Here is a 20,575-nt window from a genome sequence, read left to right on the forward strand (position 1 = left end):
TCAGATGCCGCGCGGCAGCCCGACGTAGTCACTCCTCGGCTTCGGACTCGGCCGCCGTCGAGGCCAGCGCCGTTGCCGGGTCCTGGGACGGGCCGCCCGCGGGCACCCAGCGGCCCCGCTCCTTCCGGTACGGCCACCAGCGGCCGTCCCGTCCCAGCCGGATCTGCCCGGCGGAACCGGCGGCCGTCCACCGGTTGCCCTTCGCCCGCAGCGACGGCCGTTCGTCCTCCTCCCAGGCCGACTCCAGTGCCGCACGCGCGCGTACGAGCGTTTCACCCTCCACGGCCCACTCGTCCTCCAGTACGTCCAGCGCGGCGGCCCCGCCGAACTCCCACGCCCGTACGGCCAGCTCCAACTGCTCCCGGGAGCGCCCCGAACCACGGGCCAGGCGCTCCCGTACGGCCTGCACGGACGTGCCGGCGGCGAGCCGGACCGCGTCCTGAGCCGCCGGTGTCAGGGCAGTGTGCTCCGCCGCTCCGCGCAGCGCGTCGGCGAGCAGGAGGTGCGCCTGCGCGGCGGCGCGGGCGGCGAGGTACTCCAGGGCGGCGGGGTCGAGATCGGACGGCGGCGGTGTCTCGGTGTCCAGGGACGGCGGTACGCCCGGGTGCTCGGGGAGCCGGGGCAGCTCCGGCAGCGGTGGCAGGATGTCCCCGGCCGCGAACGCCTCCGCCGCGTCCACGCCGTCCGCTTCCGGCGCCTCCTCGATGAGGGCGGTGCTGCGGGCCTGGATGTCGTCCAGCAAGGCGCGCTCGCCCCGTCCCCGCATCAGCAGCAGCACGAACGGATCCTGGTCCAGCAGCCGGGCCATTTGGTAGCACAGGGCCGCTGTGTGCGCGCAGTGGTCCCAGGCTTCGCAGTCGCACTCGGGCTCCAGGTCGCCCATTCCGGGCAGCAGGTCGACTCCGGTGGCCGCCGCGTCCTCGACCAGGTGCGGCGGCATGTCGCGGTCCAGCAGGGCCGCGACATGCCCGGCCCGCTCGACGGTCATGTCCAGGAACCGGTCCCACTGTTCGCCGGACAGCTCCTCCAGCAGGACGTCCGCCCGGTGCTGTGTGCGGTCGCGGTCCTGGACGACGGCCGTGATGCGCCCCGGGCGCACCGACACCGCGCCCACGCTTCCCGCGCGGGCGAGCCTGCGGCCCGCCTTGAGCTGCTGGGAATCCAGCGCCGCGTCCTCCAGCGCCTTCAGCCAGGCCCGTCCCCACCACGTCTGCGCGAAGCCCGTCCCCTGCGCGGGCGGCAGCGCCGCGAACGTGCGCTCGGTGTGCTTGTGCTCGTCACGGTCGTAGCGATTCATCGTGCGCCCCCTCGCAGTTCCACCAGATCGGCCAGCTCCGCGTCCGAGAGCTCCGTCAACGCCGCTTCACCGGCGCCCAGCACGGCGTCGGCGAGCTCCTTCTTGCGGATCAGCATCTCCGCGATCCGGTCCTCGATCGTCCCCTCGGCGATCAGCCGGTGCACCTGCACGGGCCGCGTCTGACCGATGCGGTACGCGCGGTCGGTGGCCTGCGCCTCCACCGCCGGGTTCCACCAGCGGTCGTAGTGCACGACGTGCTCGGCCCGGGTGAGGTTCAGGCCCGTGCCGGCCGCCTTCAACGACAGCAGGAAGACCGGGACTTCCCCCTCCTGGAACCAGCGCACCTGCTCCTCGCGCTCGGTGATCGGCGTCCCGCCGTGCAGGAACTGAGAGGGCACCCCGCGGGCCGCCAGATGCTGTTCGATGAGGCGCCCCATGCGCACGTACTGGGTGAAGACCAGAACGCCCGCCCCCTCGGAGAGGATCGTGTCGAGCAACTCGTCCAGTAGCTCCAGCTTCCCGGAGCGCCCGGCGATTTCCGGCCGCTCCTCCTTGAGGTACTGCGCCGGGTGGTTGCAGATCTGCTTCAGGCCCGTCAGCAGCTTCACGATCAGCCCGCGCCGCGCCATGCTGTCGGCCGCGGCGATCTCCACGAGCGTCTCGCGTACCACCGCCTCGTACAGCCCCGCCTGCTCCTTGGTGAGCGACACCGCGCGGTCGGTCTCGGTCTTCGGCGGCAATTCCGGCGCGATCCCGGGGTCCGACTTGCGGCGGCGCAGCAGGAACGGCCGGACCAGCCGGGCGAGCCGCTCGGCGGCGGCCGGGTCCTGACCGCTCTCGACGGACTGCGCGTACCGGGTGCGGAACGTGCCGAGCCGGCCGAGCAGTCCCGGGGTCGTCCAGTCGAGGATCGCCCACAGCTCCGACAGATTGTTCTCGACCGGGGTTCCGGTGAGCGCCACGCGCGCGCGTGCGCCGATGGACCGCAGCGCCCGCGCAGTGGCCGAGTAGGGGTTCTTCACATGCTGGGCCTCGTCGGCCACGACCAGGCCCCAGGGCACCTCGGCGAGCCGGGGCGTGTCCAGGCGCATCGTGCCGTACGTGGTGAGCACGAACTCGCCGTCGGCGAGAGCGTCGAGATCGCGCCGGGCCCCGTGGAAGCGGCGCACGGGTGTTCCGGGCGCGAACTTCTCGATCTCGCGCTGCCAGTTGCCCATCAGCGAGGTCGGGCACACCACCAGGGTGGGACCGGCCGACGCGTCATCCGTCTGCCGGTGCAGATGCAGCGCGATCAGCGTGATGGTCTTGCCGAGACCCATGTCGTCGGCCAGGCAGCAGCCCAGGCCCGAGGAGGTCGTCCGGGCCAGCCAGTTCAGGCCCCGCCGCTGGTAGTCGCGCAGGGTGGCCGCGAGCGCGGCGGGCTGCGGGACCGGTTCCTGCCCCTCGGGGTCGGCGAGCCGCTCGCGCAGGGCCGCCAGCCACCCCGTGGGCTGCACCTCGACCCGGCGACCGTCGACCTCGGTCGAGCCCGTCAGAGCGGCGCTCAGGGCGTCGACGGGCGTCACCTTGCGGTCCCGCTGCTCACGCGCCCGGCGCACCTCCTCGGGATCGACCAGGACCCACTGGTCGCGCAACCGCACGAGCGGCCGGTTGGCCTCGGCCAGGCGGTCCAGATCCGCGCGGCTGAGCCGCTGGTCGCCCAGCGCGAACCGCCAGTCGAAGGCGAGCAGGGCGTCGGCGGACAGGAAGGACGGCGTGTCGGAGTGGAGCCTGGCGGCACCCGTCTCGTCGTCGGGCGGTCCCACCACCGCGCGGGCGGTGAGCTCATGGGCCAGCTCCTTGGGCCAGTGCACCTCGACGCCCGCGGCGGCCAGGGACCGGGCACCGGTGGAGAGCAGGTCGGTGACCTCCTCGTCGGCCAGTTCCACGGCGTCCGGCACGGTGGCCGAGAGCAGGGGCGCGAGGGGCGGCCACGCGCGTGCCGCGCCGCGCAGGGCCAGCAGGGCGTCCATGCGCGCGCGGGAGCCGAAGGCGGAGGTTCCGGCCCACACCTGGGCGGCGTCCGCGACGAGCGCCGGATCGCTCACGCCGTGCACCTGGAGCACCGCACGGAAGGCGGGCGCCGCGGCCTCCTCGGCCAGGGCGGCCAGTCCTGGAACCTCGACGCGCAGGGACAGGCGTACGCCGGCGTCGTGGCCCGCGGCCACATCGGCCGCCCACGCGCGGTACCCGGGCAGGTGCTGGGGTTCCGGTGCGGCATAGGCGGGGCCGCCGGTCACGAGAGGGGCCGCGGGCGTGCGGGGCAGGGTGTCCGCGACGGCGTCCAGGAAGGAGCGCAGCAGCCGTTCGGGGTCGGGCAGCCGCAGGGCCGCGGTGGTCGTCAGCGGTACGGCGTGCGCCTCGGGCGGCATCGCCGCTGCGAGCCGGCGGATGTGATCCAGGTCCGCGGTGCTCAACGGGCCGATGCGCCAGGCGTCGTGGTCGTCGGGCGACAGACCGGGCAACAGCAGTCCCCGCGCCGCGAGATGCAGCGCCAGGACGGCCGCCGCGCCCCAGAACGCGGGTCCTCGGTGGGCCTGCGCGGTGGCACGCGCGCGGATCAGGACGGGCAGGGCCGCGCGCAGGGGCAGCAGCACGGCGGGGACGGTGGTGAGCTCGACACCGTCGGCGCCGGGCACGACGACCATCAGGTCCTCGGCCGCCGCCGCTTCGGTGCGGGGAAGTGCTTCGCCGTCGGGGCACCAGAAGGCGACCCTGCCGGTGCGTGCCGGATCGCCGGGGACGAACACGGCGGAACAGTGGGCCAGTTCGAAGATCTCGGAGGGAGGAGCCGGGGGGACTGTCTGGACAGCGATGGTGAGTTCCTCAAACTTGACTACCAGGTCGGCCGCCGAGGGTACAGCACCGGTCGGCGGGAGCCGGCATGCCAGGGCTGTGTTCCGCGTCACTGCCATGGGAGGGTGGGTCAGGAGGTGGACCAGTAGGGGGAGCACCTCAGGGACGTCTCAGGGTCGTGGTGCGGAACCGCGGGAAGCGCGGGCCCGTTTTCAGAGCAGAGAGCGGCAGTGCGCCGCGGAGGAGGCGACACACATGACGAGGAACCACAAGATCGCCGCAGGAGGTGCGGCGGTCGGGATCTTTCTGCTCATCTGGCTGCCCTGGTGGGCAGCGCTCCTGATCATTCTGGGCGTCCCGGCCGCCGCGTACCTCGCACTCGACCCCTCACAGCGGCGCAGGTTGCGCCGCTCCTCCCGCAAGGAGCTCGGCCGCTGAGGCATGAGGGCCTGGCCGGCATGATCCGCCGGCCAGGCCCGCCGGCTAGCGCTCGGCCGGATCCGACAGGGCGCAGGAGTTGATCACGTCGCCGCTCGCGGGCCTGTCGACAGTTCCGTCCGCGGGCGGCTGGTCTCCCCGGTCCACCCAGGAGACCAGGGCGTCGAACGCCGAGCGGTAGCAGGGCAGGATCGGTCGCAGCCGGTCCGGATAGGTGTCGTACAGCCCGTCCACGTGCGTGCCGCCCTCGATCGTGTAGTAGCGGTGCATCGAGCCCCGACCGGCTGCGCCGACCATGCGCGCGTACACGTCGGAGTCGGCCGCCTTCGGCAGCAGCGCGTCCAGATCGCCGTGCAGCGTGATCAGCGGTCTGCCGATCCGTCCGGTCAGCGCCACCCGGGCCACCGCGCGATGGACGGAGGCGGGACGGGAGGCGTAGTCGTAGGTCGCGTCCTCGGCGCAGGGCGCGAGGATCTGTTCCGCGGTCGTGCCGGCGGAGGGGCCGGGGCAGCCCGGGGCGTACGTTGGGTCGAACTCCGCCCGGTAGATCTTCTGGGTGACACCCCAGTAGGCCCTCTCGTGGTACGGCCACAGGAACTCGGAGCCGCGCGCGAAGCCCACCGCGTACAGATCCTCGTCCCGTGCGGCACCCGACATGCGGGCCACGGCGGTGGGGAGCGAGGTGAGCAGGTTGGGGCCGTCCGCGGTCCACAGTGCCCCCTCCCAGTCCACGCCTCCGTCGTACAGCTCGGGGTGGTTCTCCAGCTGCCAGCGGGTGAGGTAGCCGCCGTTGGAGATGCCGGTGATGAACGTGCGGCGCGGGAGATGCCCGTAGCGCTGGGCCACGGCCTTCCGGGCGGCGCGGGTGAGTTGCGTGGTCCGGGTGTTCCACTCGGCCACCGCGTCACCGGGCCGGGTGCCGTCGCGGTAGAAGTCGGAACCGTTGTTGCCCTTGTCGGTCGCCGCGTACGCGTAGCCCTGGGCAAGCACCTGGTCCGAGATCGCCTTGTCCGTGGCGTACTGCCGACGCGTGCCGGGCGCGCCCGTGACGACCAGGCCGCCGTTCCAGCGGTCCGGCAGCCGGAGGACGAACTGCGCGTCGTGCTTCCAGCCGTGCGTGGCGTTGAAGCGCGAGGAGTCCGGGAAGTAGCCGTCGATCTGGATCCCCGGCACCCCGGACGGCACCCGGGTGCCGGCGGCCGTCAGCCCCGCCTGGTCCGCCAGGTCGGTGTACGCGGTCCCGGCGAGGCCCGTGGTGGTCAGGTCCGGAAGACAGGCGCTCTGCTGGAAGGCCGCGCCGGGGATCCGCACCCGCTCCTGGCGGCCGCAATGGTCCTCGCCGACCGTTGCCGCCCCGGCGGACGTCGGCCCGATGAGCGCGGCCGCGATCAGGGTGACGGCGACGACGGGAACACCTCGGGACAGGCGCATGGCGACCTCCAGGGACGGGAGTTGACGCCAGGGGCGGCGTCGGAGCTGCCCCATGGTGTGGTTCTTCGGTCCCCTCATCCATGGGTTGGGGCCACATGGAACGGCGCCGTCGCATGGGTGCGGACGACGTGCCGGCGGGTGTCATGTCGGCGGGCGTCATTCCGTAGCGCATGCGCGCGTGCCGCAGTGCTCGCCGCGATCCGGTATCCCCGTGTCTCCCTGGCCGCGGGGCCGCCTGTTCCTGTGTCTCCTGGGCTACGGGCCGCCTGTCTCCGGCGCTGCCGGCGATGGCATGCGCCCGAGGTCGACGGCGTCAGCTGGGGCGTACCGCCAGCTTGTCGAGGGCCTCCAGCAGACCCGGCAGTTCCGGGCCGCGGCCCACCGGCAGGACTTCGCCGGGCTCGTCGTCCAGGAGCACGAAGGCGATGTCGTCGGTCCTGGCCACGAGCGACCAGCCGGGACCGTCGGCGCGCAGGGTGCGGGCGTCGCCCGAGGCGAAGGCGGACCGGACCCGTCCGAGGGGCGGCGGGGTGTCCACGTAGGCGCGGGCCTCGGCGAGGACCCGGCGGATGCCGCTGTGTCCCTTGGGCTTCGGCTCGCCGCCGCCCGAAGACGCATTCGGGGACTCGCCCGCGGTCTCCTCCGAGGCGGCCTCAGCGGCCTCCTGGGCCGCCTCTTGGCCCTCGGCGGCCTCGGAGCCGCTCCCGGGAGCCGGGAAGTCGGTGTCGTCGAGCTGCTCGCGCCACAGCGCCCACTGGAGGGCGATCTCATCGGCGCCCAGCCGGCGCTGTGCCGGGCCCCAGGTGGAGGTGTCCGGCGGTGCCAGGGGCGGACCGTCGGCTTCGTCGGGGTCGGGGTCGTGCGGCGCGGGCACGTTGGGGGCCGCGACGGCGACCGCCAGGGGCCAGCCGGGCAGGGCGGCGACGACCGTGCGCTCGTCGGGCGACAGGTCGTACTCCATGCCGCAGTCCCAGGACGCGATGGCGACCGCGACCAGCGAGACGTCGTCGATGACGACCGTCCACCGGGCACCGTCGCCGTCCTGGCCGAGCACCAGCCCGTACCCGTCGGCGAGGGGCGCGAGGCCGAGCGCCGCGCACGCCTCCGGATAGTCGTCGCCCAGCACGCTCGGGAACTTCGCAGGCGTCAGCAGCACCGCCGTCAGCACATAGAGCGCGTCGTCCTCGGCGGCGACGGCGTCCTCGTCCGTCCCGGCCATCCCAGCCTCCCCATTGGTTCGTCCATCGGCGCGCACCCTAATGCGAGCGGAAGGCCCTTGTCACGACGTGCCGACCCACCCGGAGCTGCAGTTTTCCGCCTGGACGGGGTGAAATCGACCTGAGATCGCGGCGCGGTTCAGGCCGCCGGAAGGCCGAGGAGGTCCCGCGCGACGGTCCGGGGGGACTCGTCGCGTTCCCGCGCGAGGGCGATGACGGCCCGGCACGCCAGCTCGTTCACCCCGAACGACAGCGCCTCCGGCGACACCCATCCCGCGGTCTCGTCGATGCGCTCCTGGTCGTCCTCCGCGCAGGCCGAGACGTAGGCCGCGGCGGCTTCGAACAGGTTGTGCGTACGCCCTTCGTGATCGCCGGCGGACTCCGTGCGCCATGCGTCCAGAACTCTGTCCCAGGACTGCCGGACCTTGCCGAACATGCTGACCACCTTCCCCCTACGGGGTTGCCCTGGCTGATCGTCCCTCTCCTGCTGTTCAACGTAGGGTTGAAGTTCCGCCGGCAGAAGGGGGACGGCGCGGCCAAGGGCACCGGGTACCCCGCCGGGCCGCGCTACGCCGTCAGCCCGGGCCCTGGAAGCAGCTGAGCGCTCAGCCTTCCCGTACGGCGAGTGCCAGGAAGCGTGCGTCCACATCGACGTACGACGTCATGCGCCACCCGGAACCGGCGAGCAGCGGCCGGAGGTTGGCCTCCGCCCGCAGGTCGTCCGGGGTGATCTGCCGCCCCTGACGGGCCGCGAGGGCCGCCCTGCCGATCGGGTGGAACAGGGCCAGGGTGCCGCCCGGGCGCACCACACGGGCCAACTCCCGCAGGTTCCGCGCCGGATGGGGCAGATGCGCGATGAGCCCTGCCCCGAACACGGCGTCGAGCGACTCCGAGCGAAGTGGGAGCGCGGACACGTCGGTGAGCAGCAGCTGCCCGTCCCGGTGCCGTCCTGCCCGTACGGCGGCCTCCAGCATGGCCGGAGTCAGATCGGCGCCGAGGACCACTCCCGAGGGCCCCACGGCCGTACGCAGTGGCGGCAGGGCCCGTCCGGTGCCGCAGCCCGCGTCGAGGACGCGGTCGCCCTCGCGCAGACCGAGGTCGGCGACCGCGGCGTCGTACGCGGGGCCGTCGTCGGGGAACCTGGCGTCCCACTCGGCGGCGCGGGCGGTGAAGAACTCCTGGACATGTGTGTGGTCGTCGCTCATGTTCCGCATGATCCCTCACCGGAGGGAGTGACCTCCTCCCCTCCAGAGATGACGCAGCGGCGCACATGTTCGAGCGGCAGTCGATCGTTCTGGGCGAAAGCCGTGTCATATTCCAACAGCTTTCGAAATGCGCCCTCTTTGTGCGCCCCTGCCCCGACTAGCGTCCCTGAGCCATGGGACACCTGGACCACGCCGCCCTGGGGTGGCTGACCCCCGCGCTGTCGTACGCCATGGCCTGCATCGGCGCCGCGCTGGGTCTGCGCTGCACCGTCCGCGCCCTCGGCGCCACCGGCCGCTCGCGCCGCAACTGGCTCGTCACCGCCGCCTCGGCCATCGGCACCGGCATCTGGACCATGCACTTCGTGGCCATGCTGGGGTTCAGCGTCAGCGGCACCGACATCCGCTACGACGTGCCGCTGACCGTCGCCAGCCTGCTCGTCGCCATGGCCGTTGTGTGCGCCGGCGTCTTCGCCGTCGGCTACGGCCGCGACCGCACGCGCGCGCTGTTCCTGGGCGGCCTCACCACGGGACTCGGCGTGGCCAGCATGCACTACCTGGGCATGGCGGCCGTGCGCCTGCACGGCGAGGTGAGCTACGACCCCGTCCTCGTCGGGCTCTCGGTGCTGATCGCCGTGGTCGCCGCGACGGCGGCGCTGTGGGCGGCGCTCAACATCAAGTCGACCGTCGCCGTCACCGTCGCCTCCCTGATCATGGGCGCGGCGGTGAGCAGCATGCACTACACCGGGATGTTCGCGGTGAGCGTGCGGGTCACCCCCGCCGGGGACGTCCTGCCCGGGGCCACGGCGATGCAGTTCATCTTCCCCCTCGCCGTCGGCCTCGGGTCCTATCTCTTCCTGACCTCGGCCTTCGTCGCCCTCTCCCCGACGACGGGAGAGCGCGCGGCCTCTGCCTCCGCCCAGCGGCCGGTCGAGAGCGCCGCCCGCTAGCCACCGGCACGAACTACTTCCGAGCGAGGAGGCCATGCGTACACCCCGTAGGACCACCGCACCCGGCGCCGAGACGCCGTCGGCACCGCCTGTGCGCGGCCGCCGCGCCCACGCGGGACCGCCCGCCGACGAAAGCCCCGACGAGCAGGCGGGCGCGCTGCCCGAGGACACGCCCACGCGCGGAGGGGGATGGCGGATCCGGCCGCGCACCGTCCGGGCCAAGATCGTCTGCCTGCTGATGGTGCCCGTGGTCTCTCTGCTGGCCCTGTGGGCGCACGCCACGGTCACCACCGCGCAGGACGTCTCCGGACTACGGCAGGTCCAGCGCGTCGACGCCGAGATCCGCACCCCCGTCGCGGCCGCCGTCGCCGCTCTCCAGACCGAGCGCGCGAGTGCGGTACGGCTCGCCACCGACCCCGCCGCGGTGCAGGCCGGCGACTACCGCAAGCTCACCGAACGCACCGACGTGGCCGTGGCCGAGCTGCGCCTCGGCGACAGCAGCACCGTCGCCGACGCCGAGGAACTGCCCGCCGGAGTGGCCCAGCGGCTGGAGGAGTTCGTCACCGGCGCCGAACGGCTCGGCTCGCTGCGGACCGCGGTGCTCGACCGCAGGGCAGGCTGGGAGCAGACCTACCAGCGGTACACCGAGACGATCGCGGCGGCCTTCTCCGTGGGCGGCGCCCTCACCGGCATCCAGGACGCCGAGCTCGGCTCCGACGCGCGCGTACTGCTCGAATTCTCCCGCGCGGGGGAGGCGCTGGCCCAGGAGGACGCCGTACTGGTCGGCGCCCGCCTGAAGCTCGACGGAGACCGACTGCGGCTGTTCGCCGGCGCGGTCGAGACCCGTCGTACTCTCACCGAGGCCGCCGTCGCCGACCTGCGCGGCCCCGAGCGCACCGCCTGGCACAAGCTCGCCTCCGGCGGTGACTATGCCGCCGTGGGCGCCGCGGAGGACGCGGTCCTCGCCGCCGCACCGGGCACCCGCGCGATCCACATCGCCCCGCAGGCCGCCTGGGACCGGGCACTCGCGCGCGTGCAGGGCGAGATGCGGACCATCGAGGCCGACGCGGGACGCGGAGTCGCCGAGCGGGCCGACCCGTTCACCCGGGGACTGCTCACCCCGGCCGGTGCCGCCGTGCTGTTCGGCCTCGCCGCCGTCGCAGCCTCGCTGGTGATCTCGGTACGCATCGGCCGCGGCCTGGTCGTGGAGCTGGTGAGCCTGCGCAACAGCGCCCTGGAGATCGCCCGCCGCAAACTGCCCGAAGCCATGCGGAGACTGCGCGCCGGAGAGGAGATCGACGTCCGGGCCGAGGCCCCGCCGGGGCCGCCCGCCGAGGACGAGAGCGGACAGGTCGCCGAGGCCCTGGGCACCGTCCACCGCGCCGCCCTGCGCGCCGCCGTCGAGCGAGCCGAACTGGCCAGCGGCATCTCCGGGGTCTTCGTCAATCTCGCCCGCCGCAGCCAGGTCCTGGTCCACCGGCAACTCAGCCTGCTGGACAGCATGGAGCGCCGCTCCGACGACCCGAACGAACTGAGCGACCTGTTCCGGCTCGACCACCTCACCACCCGTATGCGCCGACACGCGGAGAGCCTGATCATCCTGTCCGGCGCGGCACCCGGCCGTGCCTGGCGGATGCCGGTCTCCCTGACGAACGTCGTGCGCGCGGCCGTTTCCGAGGTCGAGGACTACGCGCGCGTGGAGGTACGACAGCTGCCCGAGACGGCCGTCGTCGGCGCGGCCGTCGCCGACCTCACCCACCTGCTGGCGGAACTCGTGGAGAACGCCGCTCAGTTCTCGCCGCCCCACACGCGCGTGCGCATCACCGGCGAACCCGTGGGCAACGGCTACGCGGTCGAGGTCGAGGACCGCGGGCTCGGCATGGGCAAGGAGACCCTCGCCGAGGCCAACCGCCGCATCGAACAGTCCGAGGCGCTCGACCTGTTCGACAGCGACCGGCTCGGTCTCTTCGTGGTGAGCAGGCTCGCCGCCCGGCACGGCATCAAGGTGCACCTGCGCACCTCGCCCTACGGCGGCACCACCGCGGTCGTCCTGCTGCCCACCTCGCTGCTGCACGGCGGCGCGGCGGAACGTTCCCCCCGCAAGGCCGCCGAAGCGCCCAGGCCCGCCGAACGCGAGTACGCGCGCGTGCCCGGCGGCGCCGCGCACCAGGAGCCGGTCGAGGCACCGGCCGGCCGGCCCGCGCTGGTGGCCCCCGCACCCATCGCCGCGAAGACCGCCACCCCGCCCCCCGGAGTCACCACCTTGCGACTGCACCGCCCACCGGACGACTCCGACGGCACCGACGACCTCCCGCGCCGCGTCCGGCAGGCGAGCCTCGCACCGCAACTGCGCGAGCCGCACACCGAGGAGCCGGACCGGCCGTCCGCCCAGGACGAGGACCGGCGCACGCCCGAACTCGTACGGGACCGCATGGCGGCGTACCGCGACGGCTGGACGCGCGGCGGCGGGCGGCGACCCGGACGCGGCGGCGGGCCCGATCCCACAGTGCGCAGAGACAGCAGCGAAGGAGACCCCGCATGATCCAGGACCCCGGCATGAGGGACGGCGTGGGGGTCCCCCCGCGCGAGCGAAGCCGAGAGTGGGGGAGATCCGGCGAACTCGACTGGCTGCTGGACGACATGGTGCTGCGCGTCAGCGAGGTGCGCCACGCGGTGGTGCTCTCCAACGACGGGCTCGCCGTGGGCGCGTCGACCGACCTCAGCCGCGAGGACGCCGAACACTTGGCGGCGGTCGCGTCCGGCTTCCACAGTCTCGCCAAGGGCGCGGGCCGGCACTTCGGAGCCGGTGGCGTGCGCCAGACCATGGTGGAGATGGACGACGGCTTCCTCTTCGTGGCCGCCGCGGGCGACGGCTCCTGCCTCGCCGTCCTCACCGCCGTGACCGCCGACATCGGCCTCGTCGCCTACGAGATGGCGCGGCTGGTGAAACGTGTCGGCGAACACCTCCGCACCGCCCCGCGCGTCGCCGTACGGCCGCCCGCCGCAGGCTGAGGCAGGGCGGTCGGTACCGATGAACGAAGACCTCAGGGACGCCCCGCGCGAGCAGGGCAGCCAGTGGTACGACAACGAGGCCGGACCCCTCGTCCGCCCGTACGCCATGACGGGCGGACGCACCAGATCCGGTCCCACCGGAGTCCGCTTCGACCTGATCGCGCTCGTCACCCTGGACGCGAGCGCCCCGCGCGTCGACGACGACACCGCCCTCGGACCGGAGCACCGGGCACTGATCGACCTGTGCCGGCCCGAGACGCAGTCGGTCGCGGAACTCGCCGCGGGCGCCGACCTTCCGGTGGGCGTCGTCCGCGTGCTCCTCGGTGACCTCCTGGAGATGGGTCGTGTCACCGTCAGCCGCCCGGTGCCGCCCGCGCAGCTTCCCGACGAACGGATTCTGCGGGAAGTCATCGAAGGATTGCGGGCGCTGTAGATGACGGTTCAGGACACGGAAGCACCGCCAGTCGGTCGCATAGGGCAAGAACCGGTCGAATCCCTCGCGGAGGGGCTGGAGTTGTCATCATGCTGACCTCGCACACACGCACTGAAACCGCGCACGCGCGTTCCGTCAGGCCGCGGTGCGCACCCGACGACGTCGCCCGTTGCCGGCACTCCCGAGAGAAGTGATCGATGGTCTCCGAGCACTCCGCCGACCCGGACGGCGAGACCGCCGCCCTGGCGCTGAAGATCCTGGTCGCCGGCGGTTTCGGCGTGGGCAAGACGACCCTGGTCGGCGCGGTCAGTGAGATCAGGCCGCTGCGCACCGAGGAACTGCTCAGCGAGGCCGGACAGTTGGTGGACGACACCGATGGCGTGGACCAGAAGGTCACCACGACCGTGGCCATGGACTTCGGGCGCATCACCATCCGGTCCGGGCTCTCGCTCTATCTGTTCGGCACGCCCGGCCAGGACCGCTTCTGGTTCCTGTGGGACGAGCTCTCCCAGGGCGCCCTGGGGGCCGTGGTCCTCGCCGACACCCGCCGCCTGGAGGACTGCTTCCCGGCCGTGGACTACTTCGAGCACCGGCACATCCCGTTCGTGGTGGCCGTCAACTGCTTCACGGGCGCCCGTGCCTACGGCGCCCGCGACGTCTCGCGGGCCCTCGACCTCGACAGCGGCACCCCTGTGGTGCTCTGTGACGCCCGGGACCGCGACTCGGGCAAGGAGGTGCTCATCCGGCTCGTCGAGTACGCCGGGCGGATGCACACCGCCCGGCTGCTCGACTCGGTGAGCTGAACCGGCTGCACCCGCGACGGACTTGTGCGCCAGGACCTTCCGTGTCGGTCATCTTCTGTGCCGTGCCCCCGTCCTCCTTGCCGGAGCCCGGCTCGTCGGCGAGGCTGGCGAGCAGATACCCCCTCGACCAAGGGGGAGACATCGCACGGGGAGACAGGACATGGCGCAGAATCAGGGACTGGGCTGGCTCTTGGACGATCTGACCGAGCGTGTGGAGCATGTGCGGCATGCGCTGGTCCTGTCCAACGACGGGCTGGTGACGGGGGCGAGCACGGGACTGCGCCGCGAGGACGCCGAGCATCTGGCGGCGGTCTCCTCCGGGTTGCACAGCCTCGCCAAGGGCTCCGGTCATCACTTCGGCGCGGGCAGAGTGCGCCAGACGATGGTGGAGTTCGACGACGCGGTGCTGTTCGTGACCGCCGCGGGGACCGGCAGCTGCCTCTGCGTCCTCAGCGGAGCGGAGGCCGACATCGGTCAGATCGCGTACGAGATGACGCTGCTCGTCAACCGGGTCGGCGAGCACCTCGCGGTCGACGCCCGAAAGCCGGAGCGAGATTTTCCCACAGACCTCTGACCTGCACGTTTGCTCTGCTCCGCGGAGTTATCCACAGGCTCGCGCCGAGATCCGCCGCAGCGGCTACGGTTCTGTCACGGCGAACGCACACAGCGTGAGCATCGGACTCCACGGGGGAGAGCGACGATGACAGGCGACACCATCACCCCACAGCACGGCACGTCCTGCACACCCGGGCGGGCCGCACGGGAACTGGGTTTGAAGCGGCGCGAGTTCGACCTCGCGGTCCACCTCAACCAGATCCGGACCGTGCCCGACGCGGCGGGAGGCGGCGCCCGCCGCGTCGACCGGGCGGAGATCGAGCGGGTGCGAGCCTCGCACGGTTTTCCCGAGACGCTCCTGGAGCGGGTGAAGGCGGTCGGCACCACGGAAGGGGCGGCCCTGATGCAGGTGCCGCCCGGCCGGTTCACGCGCCTGGCCCGCCTGGGCCTGGTGGTGCCCGTGCATTACTACCTCAACCGCTACCGGGCCGTGGTCTGGATGTATCTGGCCGAGGAGCTACGGCAGTTCGCGGCCGACGAGAAGAACACGCCGCTGCTGAGGGCCCGTACCCCCGAAGGGCTGCGGGACCAGCTGGACGCCGGCCTGGACATGCGGCCGCGGAACTGGCGCGGACGCCATCTGGGATTCCTGCTGCGGCAGACCGATGATCTGTGGCAGCGGGCCGGAGCCGTGTCCGCCTTCCTCGACCCCGTTCAGATCGCGGAGGTCGTCACCGACCCCTACGACCGCTCCCATCTGCACCGCTTCCGGCCCGGGCCGCCCGTGCACGGAGCACCGGGATCACCGGCCGCGCGCCTGTGCGAGCAGATCATGACGGCGGACGACGCCGACGAGATCGGCTGGCTGCGGGCCGACCTCGCGCGGGCCGTGGACGAGGCGCGCGAGCACCGGCCCGCCCCGCGCCCCACGGCAAAGCGGGTCACCGCGGTGCCCGACGAACCCCGCCCGGCCACCGCGGTGCCCGACGCAGCCCGCCCGCCCCACGGTCTGCTGGGCTGGCTGCGTCGCAGAGGCGTCTGAGCTACAGCGGCCGGAACAGCCCTTCCTGGACGACGGAGACCAGCAGCCGTCCCTGGATGTCGTAGATCCGCCCGCGGGCCAGACCGCGCCCGCCCGTGGCGATCGGCGACTCCTGGTCGTACAGGAACCACTCGTCCGCGCGGAACGGCCGGTGGAACCACATCGCGTGGTCCAGCGACGCGATGTCGAAGCTCCGCGGCCCCCAGAGGGGTTCGACCGGGATGCGCACGGCGTCCAGCAAGGTCATGTCACTGGCGTAGGTCAGCGCGCAGGTGTGCACGACCGGATCGTCGCCGAGGGGGCCGACCGCCCGCATCCACACCGCGCTGCGCGGCTCGGCGTCCTTGATCTCCTCGGGCGTCCAGCGCAGCCGGTCCACATAGCGGATGTCGAAGGGCTGGCGGCGCGCCATCCGCTCCAACTGCTCCGGCAGTGCCCCCAGATGCTCCCGGATCTCGTCGGTGACCGTCGGCAGCGACTCCGGGTCCGGGATCTCCCGGGCCGGTGGCAGCTGGTGTTCAAAGCTTCCCTGCTCAGGCTTGTGAAAGGAGGCGGTGAGATTGAAGATCGTGCGGCCCTGCTGCACGGCGGTGACCCGGCGGGTCGTGAATGACCGTCCGTCCCGCACCCGTTCGACCTGGTACACGATCGGCACACCGGGCCGGCCCGGGCGCAGGAAGTACGCGTGCAGCGAGTGCACCGGACGGTCGCCGTCCGTGGTCCGCGCGGCGGCGATCAGTGCCTGGCCTGCCACCTGGCCGCCGAAGACCCGCTGGAGAGACTCGTGGGGGCTGCGGCCGCGGAAGATGTTGAGCTCGATCTGCTCCAGGTCGAGCAGGTCGACGAGCTTCTCGGCCGGATTCGTCGTCATGGGTGGGATTCTCCTGTGCTCACAACTGGCCTACGTCGGTGACGCGGACCACCGCGCGGCCTTCCGCGTCGGAGGCCGTGAGGTCGACCTCCGCGCTGATGCCCCAGTCGTGGTCCCCGTTCGGGTCGTCGAAGATCTGGCGGACGCGCCACAGCCGGTTCGCCGGCTCCTCCTCGATCACCAGCAGCTTCGGGCCGCGGGCGTTGGGACCGGTGCCGAGGTCGTCGTACTCGTCCCAGTACTTGTCCATGGCCTCGCCCCAGGCGTCCGCGTCCCACCCGGCGTCGGCGTCCAGCTCGCCCAGCTCCTCGACCTGGTCGAGCGCGGCGAGTTCGACACGGCGGAAGAGGGCGTTGCGGACCAGGACGCGGAAGGCACGCGCGTTGGTGGTGACCGGCTTGACCTCGTCGGCCTTCTCCTGGGCCTCCTCCGCGGTCATCACCTCGGGGTTGGCGAGCTGCTCCCACTCGTCCAGCAGGCTGGAGTCGACCTGGCGGACCATCTCGCCCAGCCACTCGATCAGGTCCTGAAGGTCCTCGGACTTCAGATCGTCCGGGATGTTGTGGTCGAGGGTCTTGTAGGCGCTCGCCAGGTAGCGCAGCACGATGCCCTCGGTGCGGGCCAGCTCGTAATGGGACACCAACTCCGTGAAGGTCATGGCCCGCTCGTACATGTCGCGGATGACCGACTTCGGCGACAGCGGATGGTCGCCGACCCAGGGGTGGCTCTTGCGGTACGTGTCGTACGCGTGGAAGAGCAGCTCTTCCAAGGGCTTGGGGTAGCTGATGTCCTGGAGGCGCTCCATGCGCTCCTCGTACTCGACGCCGTCGGCCTTCATCGCGGCGACGGCCTCGCCCTTGGCCTTGTTCAGCTGGGCGACGAGGATCTGCCGCGGGTCGTCCAGGGTGGACTCCACGACGGACACCATGTCCAGGGCGTAGGACGGCGAGTCCGGGTCCAGCAGCTCGAACGCGGCCAGAGCGAAGGTGGACAGCGGCTGGTTGAGCGCGAAGTCCTGCTGCAGATCGACGGTGAGCCGCACGATCCGGCCCTCGGCGTCCGGCTGGTCGAGCTTCTCGACGATGCCGCCGTCCAGGAGCGAGCGGTAGATGGCGATCGCGCGCCGGATGTGCCGCAGTTGCTGCTTGCGCGGCTCGTGGTTGTCCTCCAGCAGATGCCGCATCGCCTCGAAGGCGTTGCCGGGCCGGGCGATCACCGACAGCAGCATGGTGTGCGTCACCCGGAAACGCGACGTCAGCGGCTCGGGATCGGAGGAGATGAGCTTGTCGAAGGTGTTCTCCGTCCAGCCGACGAAGCCCTCGGGCGCCTTCTTGCGGACGACCTTGCGCCGCTTCTTCGGGTCGTCGCCTGCCTTGGCGAGTGCCTTCTCGTTCTCGATGACATGCTCGGGCGCCTGGGCGACGACAAAGCCCGCCGTGTCGAAGCCCGCACGGCCGGCGCGGCCCGCGATCTGGTGGAACTCACGGGCGCGCAGCGTGCGGACCCGGCTGCCGTCGTACTTCGTCAGCGCCGTGAACAGCACCGTGCGGATGGGTACGTTGACGCCCACGCCCAGCGTGTCCGTGCCGCAGATGACCTTCAGCAGACCGGCCTGGGCGAGCTTCTCCACCAGGCGGCGGTACTTGGGCAGCATGCCCGCGTGATGGACGCCGATGCCGTGCCGGACGTAGCGGGAGAGGTTGCTGCCGAACTTGGTGGTGAAGCGGAAGTTGCCGATCAGCTCGGCGATCCGGTCCTTCTCCTCGCGTGAACACATGTTGATGCTCATCAGCGCCTGCGCGCGCTCCACCGCCTGGGCCTGGGTGAAGTGCACGATGTAGACCGGCGCCTGCTTGGTCTCCAGCAGCTCGGTCAGGGTCTCCGTGAGCGGCGTGAACTTGTACTCGTAGGACAGCGGTACGGGACGGGTCGCCGAGCGGACCACGGCCGTGGGGCGGCCGGTGCGCCGGGTGAGGTCCTGCTCGAACATCGAGACGTCGCCGAGCGTGGCCGACATCAGCACGAACTGCGCCTGCGGCAGTTCGAGGATCGGGATCTGCCAGGCCCAGCCGCGGTCCGCCTCCGCGTAGAAATGGAACTCGTCCATGACGACCTGGCCGACGTCGGCGTGCTTGCCGTCGCGCAGCGCGATCGAGGCGAGGACCTCGGCGGTGCAGCAGATGACCGGGGCGTCGGCGTTGACCGACGCGTCGCCGGTGAGCATGCCGACGTTCTCGGTGCCGAAGAGCTTGCACAGCTCGAAGAACTTCTCCGACACCAGCGCCTTGATCGGGGCCGTGTAGAAGGTGACCTCGTCCCGGGCGAGGGCGGCGAAGTGGGCACCCGCCGCGATCATGCTCTTGCCGGAGCCGGTGGGCGTCGACACGATCACGTTCGCGCCGGACACCACCTCGATCAGCGCCTCCTCCTGGTGGGGGTAGAGAGTCAGACCGCGCTCCTGCGCCCACGACTCGAAGGCTTCGTAGAGGGCGTCGGGGTCGGGGGTCGGCGGCAGCTGATCGATGAGGGTCACCCACCCATCTTGCCTGTCGTCCTGGCCGACGAGGGAATCGGCTGCCCGCACGAAGATCACGAACGCTACGCTGTGTCGCCGACGACACGTCGGCGCACTCCGTCAACTGGACAGCGGCACACGAGGAATGGGGCGGGCAACGGCCATGATGGGACCAGCACACTCACTGTCGGGCGCCGCCGCCTGGCTGGGCGTCGGGGCGGCTGCCGCCGCGACCGGGCGCCCGATGCCCTGGCCCGTCGTGCTGGTCGGCGCACTGGTCTGTGCCGGTGCTGCGCTGGCCCCGGACCTCGATCACAAGGCGGCCACCATCTCCCGGGCCTTCGGTCCGCTCTCCCGGGGGCTGTGCGAGATCGTCGACAAGCTCTCCTACGCCGTCTACAAGGCGACCAAGAAGCAGGGCGACCCGCGTCGCTCCGGCGGGCACCGCACGCTCACGCACACCTGGCTGTGGGCGGTCCTGATCGGTGCGGGTGCCTCGGCGCTGGCGGTCAACGGTGGGCGCTGGGCGGTGCTGGGGATCCTCTTCGCGCACGTGGTGCTGGCCATCGAGGGTCTGCTGTGGCGGGCGACGCGGGGATCCGGCAGCGATGTCCTGGTCTGGCTGCTGGGGGCGACCAGCGCCTGGATCCTGGCGGGGGTGCTGGCCAAGCCGGGCAACGGCGCGGACTGGCTGTTCACGGAGCCGGGCCAGGAGTATCTGTGGCTCGGGCTGCCGATCGTGCTGGGGGCGCTGGTGCACGACATCGGGGACGCGCTGACGGTGTCGGGCTGCCCGATCCTGTGGCCGATCCCGCTGGGCCGCAAGCGCTGGTACCCGATCGGGCCGCCGAAGGTCCTGCGGTTCCGGGCGGGCAGCTGGGTGGAGCTGAAGGTGCTGATGCCGGCGTTCATGCTGCTCGGCGGCGTGGGCGGTGCCGCGGCCCTCAACGTGATCTGAGCGAGCGAGGCCCTTGCCGGTCAGGTTCCTTCGGCGCCTGCCCCGCCGTAGCGGCGCTCGAAGCGGGCGACCCGGCCCTCCGAGTCCACCGTGCGTGCCTTGCCGGTGTAGAAGGGGTGGCTCTCCGAGGAGATCTCCACATCCACGACCGGGTAGGTCTCGCCGTCGTCCCACTCGATGGTCTCGCCGCTGGTCGCGGTGGACCGGGTGAGGAAGGCGTAGCCGGCGGCGCGGTCCCGGAAGACGACCGGCTGGTAGTCGGGGTGCTTGTCCTGCTGCATGGCGGCTCCTCGTGGGCTGTCCTGACGGCTGCGTCAGCCGGACAGGGACTCCTCGTCGACGATGTGCATGGCGGCCTCCTCGGCCGAGGCCGCGGCGCCGTCGATGCCGACGTCCGTGGCGACCAGCGCGGGTTCCTCGTCCTCGTGGGCGCCCTCGTCGGGGGCGACGAGGCGGCCGGAGCGGACGGCGCCGACCTCGTTGTCCAGCAGTTCGCCGTCGGTGCCCTCGCAGTCGCCGAGGCCGTCGCCGTCGGGGGTGGCGAGATCGGGCAGCTCCTCGGCGAGCCGCTGGTCCAGGGTCTCGCCCTGGTGGCGCTCCGCGGCCGTCACACCGTTGTGCTCCACCGCCCATGGTCGCTCCGGCGGGGACCAGCCGCGGTCGAGAGGATCGTCGACGCCGTCGTTGTCCAGGGTGTCCTCGGCGTCGAGCAGCCCCGCGTCGTCCTGGATCTCGGACGCGTCGGGCTGGTAGACGTCGTCCCCCCATCCGTCGGCGCTGTTCACGGGTACCTCCAGGTGGTGGGGACGGGCCCGTCGTCACCGCGATCGGCGACAGGCCGGCGCGCGGGGCACTGGCTGCGCCCGACGCGTGCCGCATGCTTCCCGGGTGCTCCCCGAACCGGTGCCGCTATCCACCCTTCCACCCCTTTTCACCCCCGCGCAACGGCACAGCTCCGGGGCGGGAGGGATCGGTCGTCGGGCGCCGTACCGAGCCGGAGGGGCGTTCCCTCCGGC

19 protein-coding genes are annotated in these 20,575 nt (G+C 72.2%); 9 read left to right on the top strand and 10 right to left on the bottom strand.

Translation table 11 applies throughout. From position 1 onward, the window contains the following. Positions 1 to 28 precede the first annotated feature (28 nt). Both ACFYW5_RS16370 and ACFYW5_RS16375 read right to left on the bottom strand, forming a co-directional pair. Positions 29 to 1,297 (bottom strand): SWF or SNF family helicase, encoded by a 1,269-nt coding sequence (locus tag ACFYW5_RS16370; protein WP_389417656.1) that lies wholly within the window; start codon positions 1,295 to 1,297, stop codon positions 29 to 31. Continuing rightward, the gene (locus ACFYW5_RS16375; RefSeq protein ID WP_389417657.1) at positions 1,294 to 4,251 is read right to left on the bottom strand and encodes an SNF2-related protein; all 2,958 of its coding nucleotides are present in this window, start codon (positions 4,249 to 4,251) and stop codon (positions 1,294 to 1,296) included. Before ACFYW5_RS16375 ends, ACFYW5_RS16370 begins: the two co-directional genes overlap by 4 nt. Before the next feature lie 136 nt (positions 4,252 to 4,387). Here ACFYW5_RS16375 and ACFYW5_RS16380 point away from each other — a divergent pair, with 136 nt between their 5' ends. Continuing rightward, positions 4,388 to 4,570, top strand: coding sequence for a hypothetical protein (locus tag ACFYW5_RS16380; protein ID WP_389417658.1), 183 nt, complete (start codon positions 4,388 to 4,390; stop codon positions 4,568 to 4,570). A gap of 45 nt (positions 4,571 to 4,615) precedes the next feature. On the opposite strand, the gene ACFYW5_RS16385 is transcribed toward ACFYW5_RS16380, so the two are convergent. The 4 genes from ACFYW5_RS16385 to ACFYW5_RS16400 all read right to left on the bottom strand — a co-directional run bounded on the left by ACFYW5_RS16385 (position 4,616) and on the right by ACFYW5_RS16400 (position 8,423). Continuing rightward, positions 4,616 to 6,001 carry a tannase/feruloyl esterase family alpha/beta hydrolase gene (locus ACFYW5_RS16385; RefSeq protein WP_389417975.1) on the bottom strand — a complete coding sequence of 462 codons (1,386 nt, stop codon included), beginning with the start codon at positions 5,999 to 6,001 and terminating at the stop codon, positions 4,616 to 4,618. Positions 6,002 to 6,314: 313 nt separating this feature from the next. After that, positions 6,315 to 7,220: a hypothetical protein gene (locus tag ACFYW5_RS16390; protein WP_389417659.1), complete on the bottom strand. Its 906-nt coding sequence runs from the start codon at positions 7,218 to 7,220 to the stop codon at positions 6,315 to 6,317. Positions 7,221 to 7,357: 137 nt separating this feature from the next. After that, the gene (locus ACFYW5_RS16395) at positions 7,358 to 7,654 is read right to left on the bottom strand and encodes a hypothetical protein (protein ID WP_389417660.1); all 297 of its coding nucleotides are present in this window, start codon (positions 7,652 to 7,654) and stop codon (positions 7,358 to 7,360) included. A gap of 169 nt (positions 7,655 to 7,823) precedes the next feature. Beyond that, positions 7,824 to 8,423, bottom strand: a complete 600-nt coding sequence (locus ACFYW5_RS16400; RefSeq protein WP_389417661.1) for a class I SAM-dependent methyltransferase — start codon at positions 8,421 to 8,423, stop codon at positions 7,824 to 7,826. A gap of 173 nt (positions 8,424 to 8,596) precedes the next feature. Between ACFYW5_RS16400 and ACFYW5_RS16405 the strand changes: the two genes are divergently transcribed. From ACFYW5_RS16405 to ACFYW5_RS16435, 7 genes are all read left to right on the top strand, one after another. Then, complete coding sequence (locus ACFYW5_RS16405) at positions 8,597 to 9,370, top strand: MHYT domain-containing protein (RefSeq protein ID WP_389417662.1); 774 nt, start codon at positions 8,597 to 8,599, stop codon at positions 9,368 to 9,370. 34 nt (positions 9,371 to 9,404) lie between these two features. Continuing rightward, the gene (locus ACFYW5_RS16410; RefSeq protein ID WP_389417663.1) at positions 9,405 to 11,912 is read left to right on the top strand and encodes a nitrate- and nitrite sensing domain-containing protein; all 2,508 of its coding nucleotides are present in this window, start codon (positions 9,405 to 9,407) and stop codon (positions 11,910 to 11,912) included. Beyond that, positions 11,909 to 12,382 (top strand): roadblock/LC7 domain-containing protein, encoded by a 474-nt coding sequence (locus ACFYW5_RS16415; RefSeq protein WP_389417664.1) that lies wholly within the window; start codon positions 11,909 to 11,911, stop codon positions 12,380 to 12,382. The genes ACFYW5_RS16410 and ACFYW5_RS16415 overlap by 4 nt, the downstream gene beginning before the upstream one ends. 19 nt (positions 12,383 to 12,401) lie before the next feature. Next, positions 12,402 to 12,815 carry a DUF742 domain-containing protein gene (locus tag ACFYW5_RS16420; protein ID WP_389417665.1) on the top strand — a complete coding sequence of 138 codons (414 nt, stop codon included), beginning with the start codon at positions 12,402 to 12,404 and terminating at the stop codon, positions 12,813 to 12,815. Between the two features lie 197 nt (positions 12,816 to 13,012). Beyond that, positions 13,013 to 13,618, top strand: a complete 606-nt coding sequence (locus ACFYW5_RS16425; RefSeq protein ID WP_389417666.1) for an ATP/GTP-binding protein — start codon at positions 13,013 to 13,015, stop codon at positions 13,616 to 13,618. 160 nt (positions 13,619 to 13,778) lie between these two features. Then, a complete protein-coding gene (locus ACFYW5_RS16430) occupies positions 13,779 to 14,192 on the top strand; it encodes a roadblock/LC7 domain-containing protein (protein ID WP_389417667.1) in 414 nt (137 codons plus the stop codon). Positions 14,193 to 14,318: 126 nt separating this feature from the next. Further along, a complete protein-coding gene (locus ACFYW5_RS16435) occupies positions 14,319 to 15,215 on the top strand; it encodes a DUF6397 family protein (RefSeq protein WP_389417668.1) in 897 nt (298 codons plus the stop codon). Position 15,216: 1 nt separating this feature from the next. Here the strand turns inward: ACFYW5_RS16435 and ACFYW5_RS16440 are convergent, their stop codons facing one another. Together ACFYW5_RS16440 and ACFYW5_RS16445 are read right to left on the bottom strand one after the other, a co-directional pair. Continuing rightward, positions 15,217 to 16,086 carry an acyl-CoA thioesterase gene (locus tag ACFYW5_RS16440; RefSeq protein ID WP_389417669.1) on the bottom strand — a complete coding sequence of 290 codons (870 nt, stop codon included), beginning with the start codon at positions 16,084 to 16,086 and terminating at the stop codon, positions 15,217 to 15,219. Positions 16,087 to 16,105: 19 nt separating this feature from the next. Next, positions 16,106 to 18,619, bottom strand: a complete 2,514-nt coding sequence (locus ACFYW5_RS16445; RefSeq protein WP_389417670.1) for a DEAD/DEAH box helicase — start codon at positions 18,617 to 18,619, stop codon at positions 16,106 to 16,108. A 145-nt stretch (positions 18,620 to 18,764) separates the two neighbouring features. Here ACFYW5_RS16445 and ACFYW5_RS16450 point away from each other — a divergent pair, with 145 nt between their 5' ends. Beyond that, complete coding sequence (locus ACFYW5_RS16450) at positions 18,765 to 19,559, top strand: metal-dependent hydrolase (RefSeq protein WP_389417671.1); 795 nt, start codon at positions 18,765 to 18,767, stop codon at positions 19,557 to 19,559. Between the two features lie 20 nt (positions 19,560 to 19,579). Here the strand turns inward: ACFYW5_RS16450 and ACFYW5_RS16455 are convergent, their stop codons facing one another. After that, positions 19,580 to 19,840, bottom strand: coding sequence for a type B 50S ribosomal protein L31 (locus ACFYW5_RS16455; RefSeq protein ID WP_389417672.1), 261 nt, complete (start codon positions 19,838 to 19,840; stop codon positions 19,580 to 19,582). 33 nt (positions 19,841 to 19,873) lie between these two features. Further along, positions 19,874 to 20,344, bottom strand: coding sequence for a DUF5709 domain-containing protein (locus ACFYW5_RS16460; RefSeq protein WP_389417673.1), 471 nt, complete (start codon positions 20,342 to 20,344; stop codon positions 19,874 to 19,876). Between the last annotated feature and the right edge of the window lie 231 nt (positions 20,345 to 20,575).

Source organism: Streptomyces sp. NPDC002779 (genome assembly GCF_042888685.1).
Lineage (GTDB): Bacteria > Actinomycetota > Actinomycetes > Streptomycetales > Streptomycetaceae > Streptomyces.

What these genes read in the sequence shown, in the direction of transcription:
- ACFYW5_RS16390 (WP_389417659.1), bottom strand. Translation starts at nt 7,220, where the DNA reads ATGGCCGGGACGGACGAGGACGCCGTCGCCGCCGAGGACGACGCGCTC.
- ACFYW5_RS16455 (WP_389417672.1), bottom strand. Translation starts at nt 19,840, where the DNA reads ATGCAGCAGGACAAGCACCCCGACTACCAGCCGGTCGTCTTCCGGGAC.
- ACFYW5_RS16450 (WP_389417671.1), top strand. Translation starts at nt 18,765, where the DNA reads ATGATGGGACCAGCACACTCACTGTCGGGCGCCGCCGCCTGGCTGGGC.
- ACFYW5_RS16410 (WP_389417663.1), top strand. Translation starts at nt 9,405, where the DNA reads ATGCGTACACCCCGTAGGACCACCGCACCCGGCGCCGAGACGCCGTCG.
- ACFYW5_RS16385 (WP_389417975.1), bottom strand. Translation starts at nt 6,001, where the DNA reads ATGCGCCTGTCCCGAGGTGTTCCCGTCGTCGCCGTCACCCTGATCGCG.
- ACFYW5_RS16395 (WP_389417660.1), bottom strand. Translation starts at nt 7,654, where the DNA reads ATGTTCGGCAAGGTCCGGCAGTCCTGGGACAGAGTTCTGGACGCATGG.
- ACFYW5_RS16430 (WP_389417667.1), top strand. Translation starts at nt 13,779, where the DNA reads ATGGCGCAGAATCAGGGACTGGGCTGGCTCTTGGACGATCTGACCGAG.
- ACFYW5_RS16375 (WP_389417657.1), bottom strand. Translation starts at nt 4,251, where the DNA reads ATGGCAGTGACGCGGAACACAGCCCTGGCATGCCGGCTCCCGCCGACC.
- ACFYW5_RS16370 (WP_389417656.1), bottom strand. Translation starts at nt 1,297, where the DNA reads ATGAATCGCTACGACCGTGACGAGCACAAGCACACCGAGCGCACGTTC.
- ACFYW5_RS16425 (WP_389417666.1), top strand. Translation starts at nt 13,013, where the DNA reads ATGGTCTCCGAGCACTCCGCCGACCCGGACGGCGAGACCGCCGCCCTG.
- ACFYW5_RS16400 (WP_389417661.1), bottom strand. Translation starts at nt 8,423, where the DNA reads ATGAGCGACGACCACACACATGTCCAGGAGTTCTTCACCGCCCGCGCC.
- ACFYW5_RS16380 (WP_389417658.1), top strand. Translation starts at nt 4,388, where the DNA reads ATGACGAGGAACCACAAGATCGCCGCAGGAGGTGCGGCGGTCGGGATC.
- ACFYW5_RS16405 (WP_389417662.1), top strand. Translation starts at nt 8,597, where the DNA reads ATGGGACACCTGGACCACGCCGCCCTGGGGTGGCTGACCCCCGCGCTG.
- ACFYW5_RS16415 (WP_389417664.1), top strand. Translation starts at nt 11,909, where the DNA reads ATGATCCAGGACCCCGGCATGAGGGACGGCGTGGGGGTCCCCCCGCGC.
- ACFYW5_RS16440 (WP_389417669.1), bottom strand. Translation starts at nt 16,086, where the DNA reads ATGACGACGAATCCGGCCGAGAAGCTCGTCGACCTGCTCGACCTGGAG.
- ACFYW5_RS16420 (WP_389417665.1), top strand. Translation starts at nt 12,402, where the DNA reads ATGAACGAAGACCTCAGGGACGCCCCGCGCGAGCAGGGCAGCCAGTGG.
- ACFYW5_RS16435 (WP_389417668.1), top strand. Translation starts at nt 14,319, where the DNA reads ATGACAGGCGACACCATCACCCCACAGCACGGCACGTCCTGCACACCC.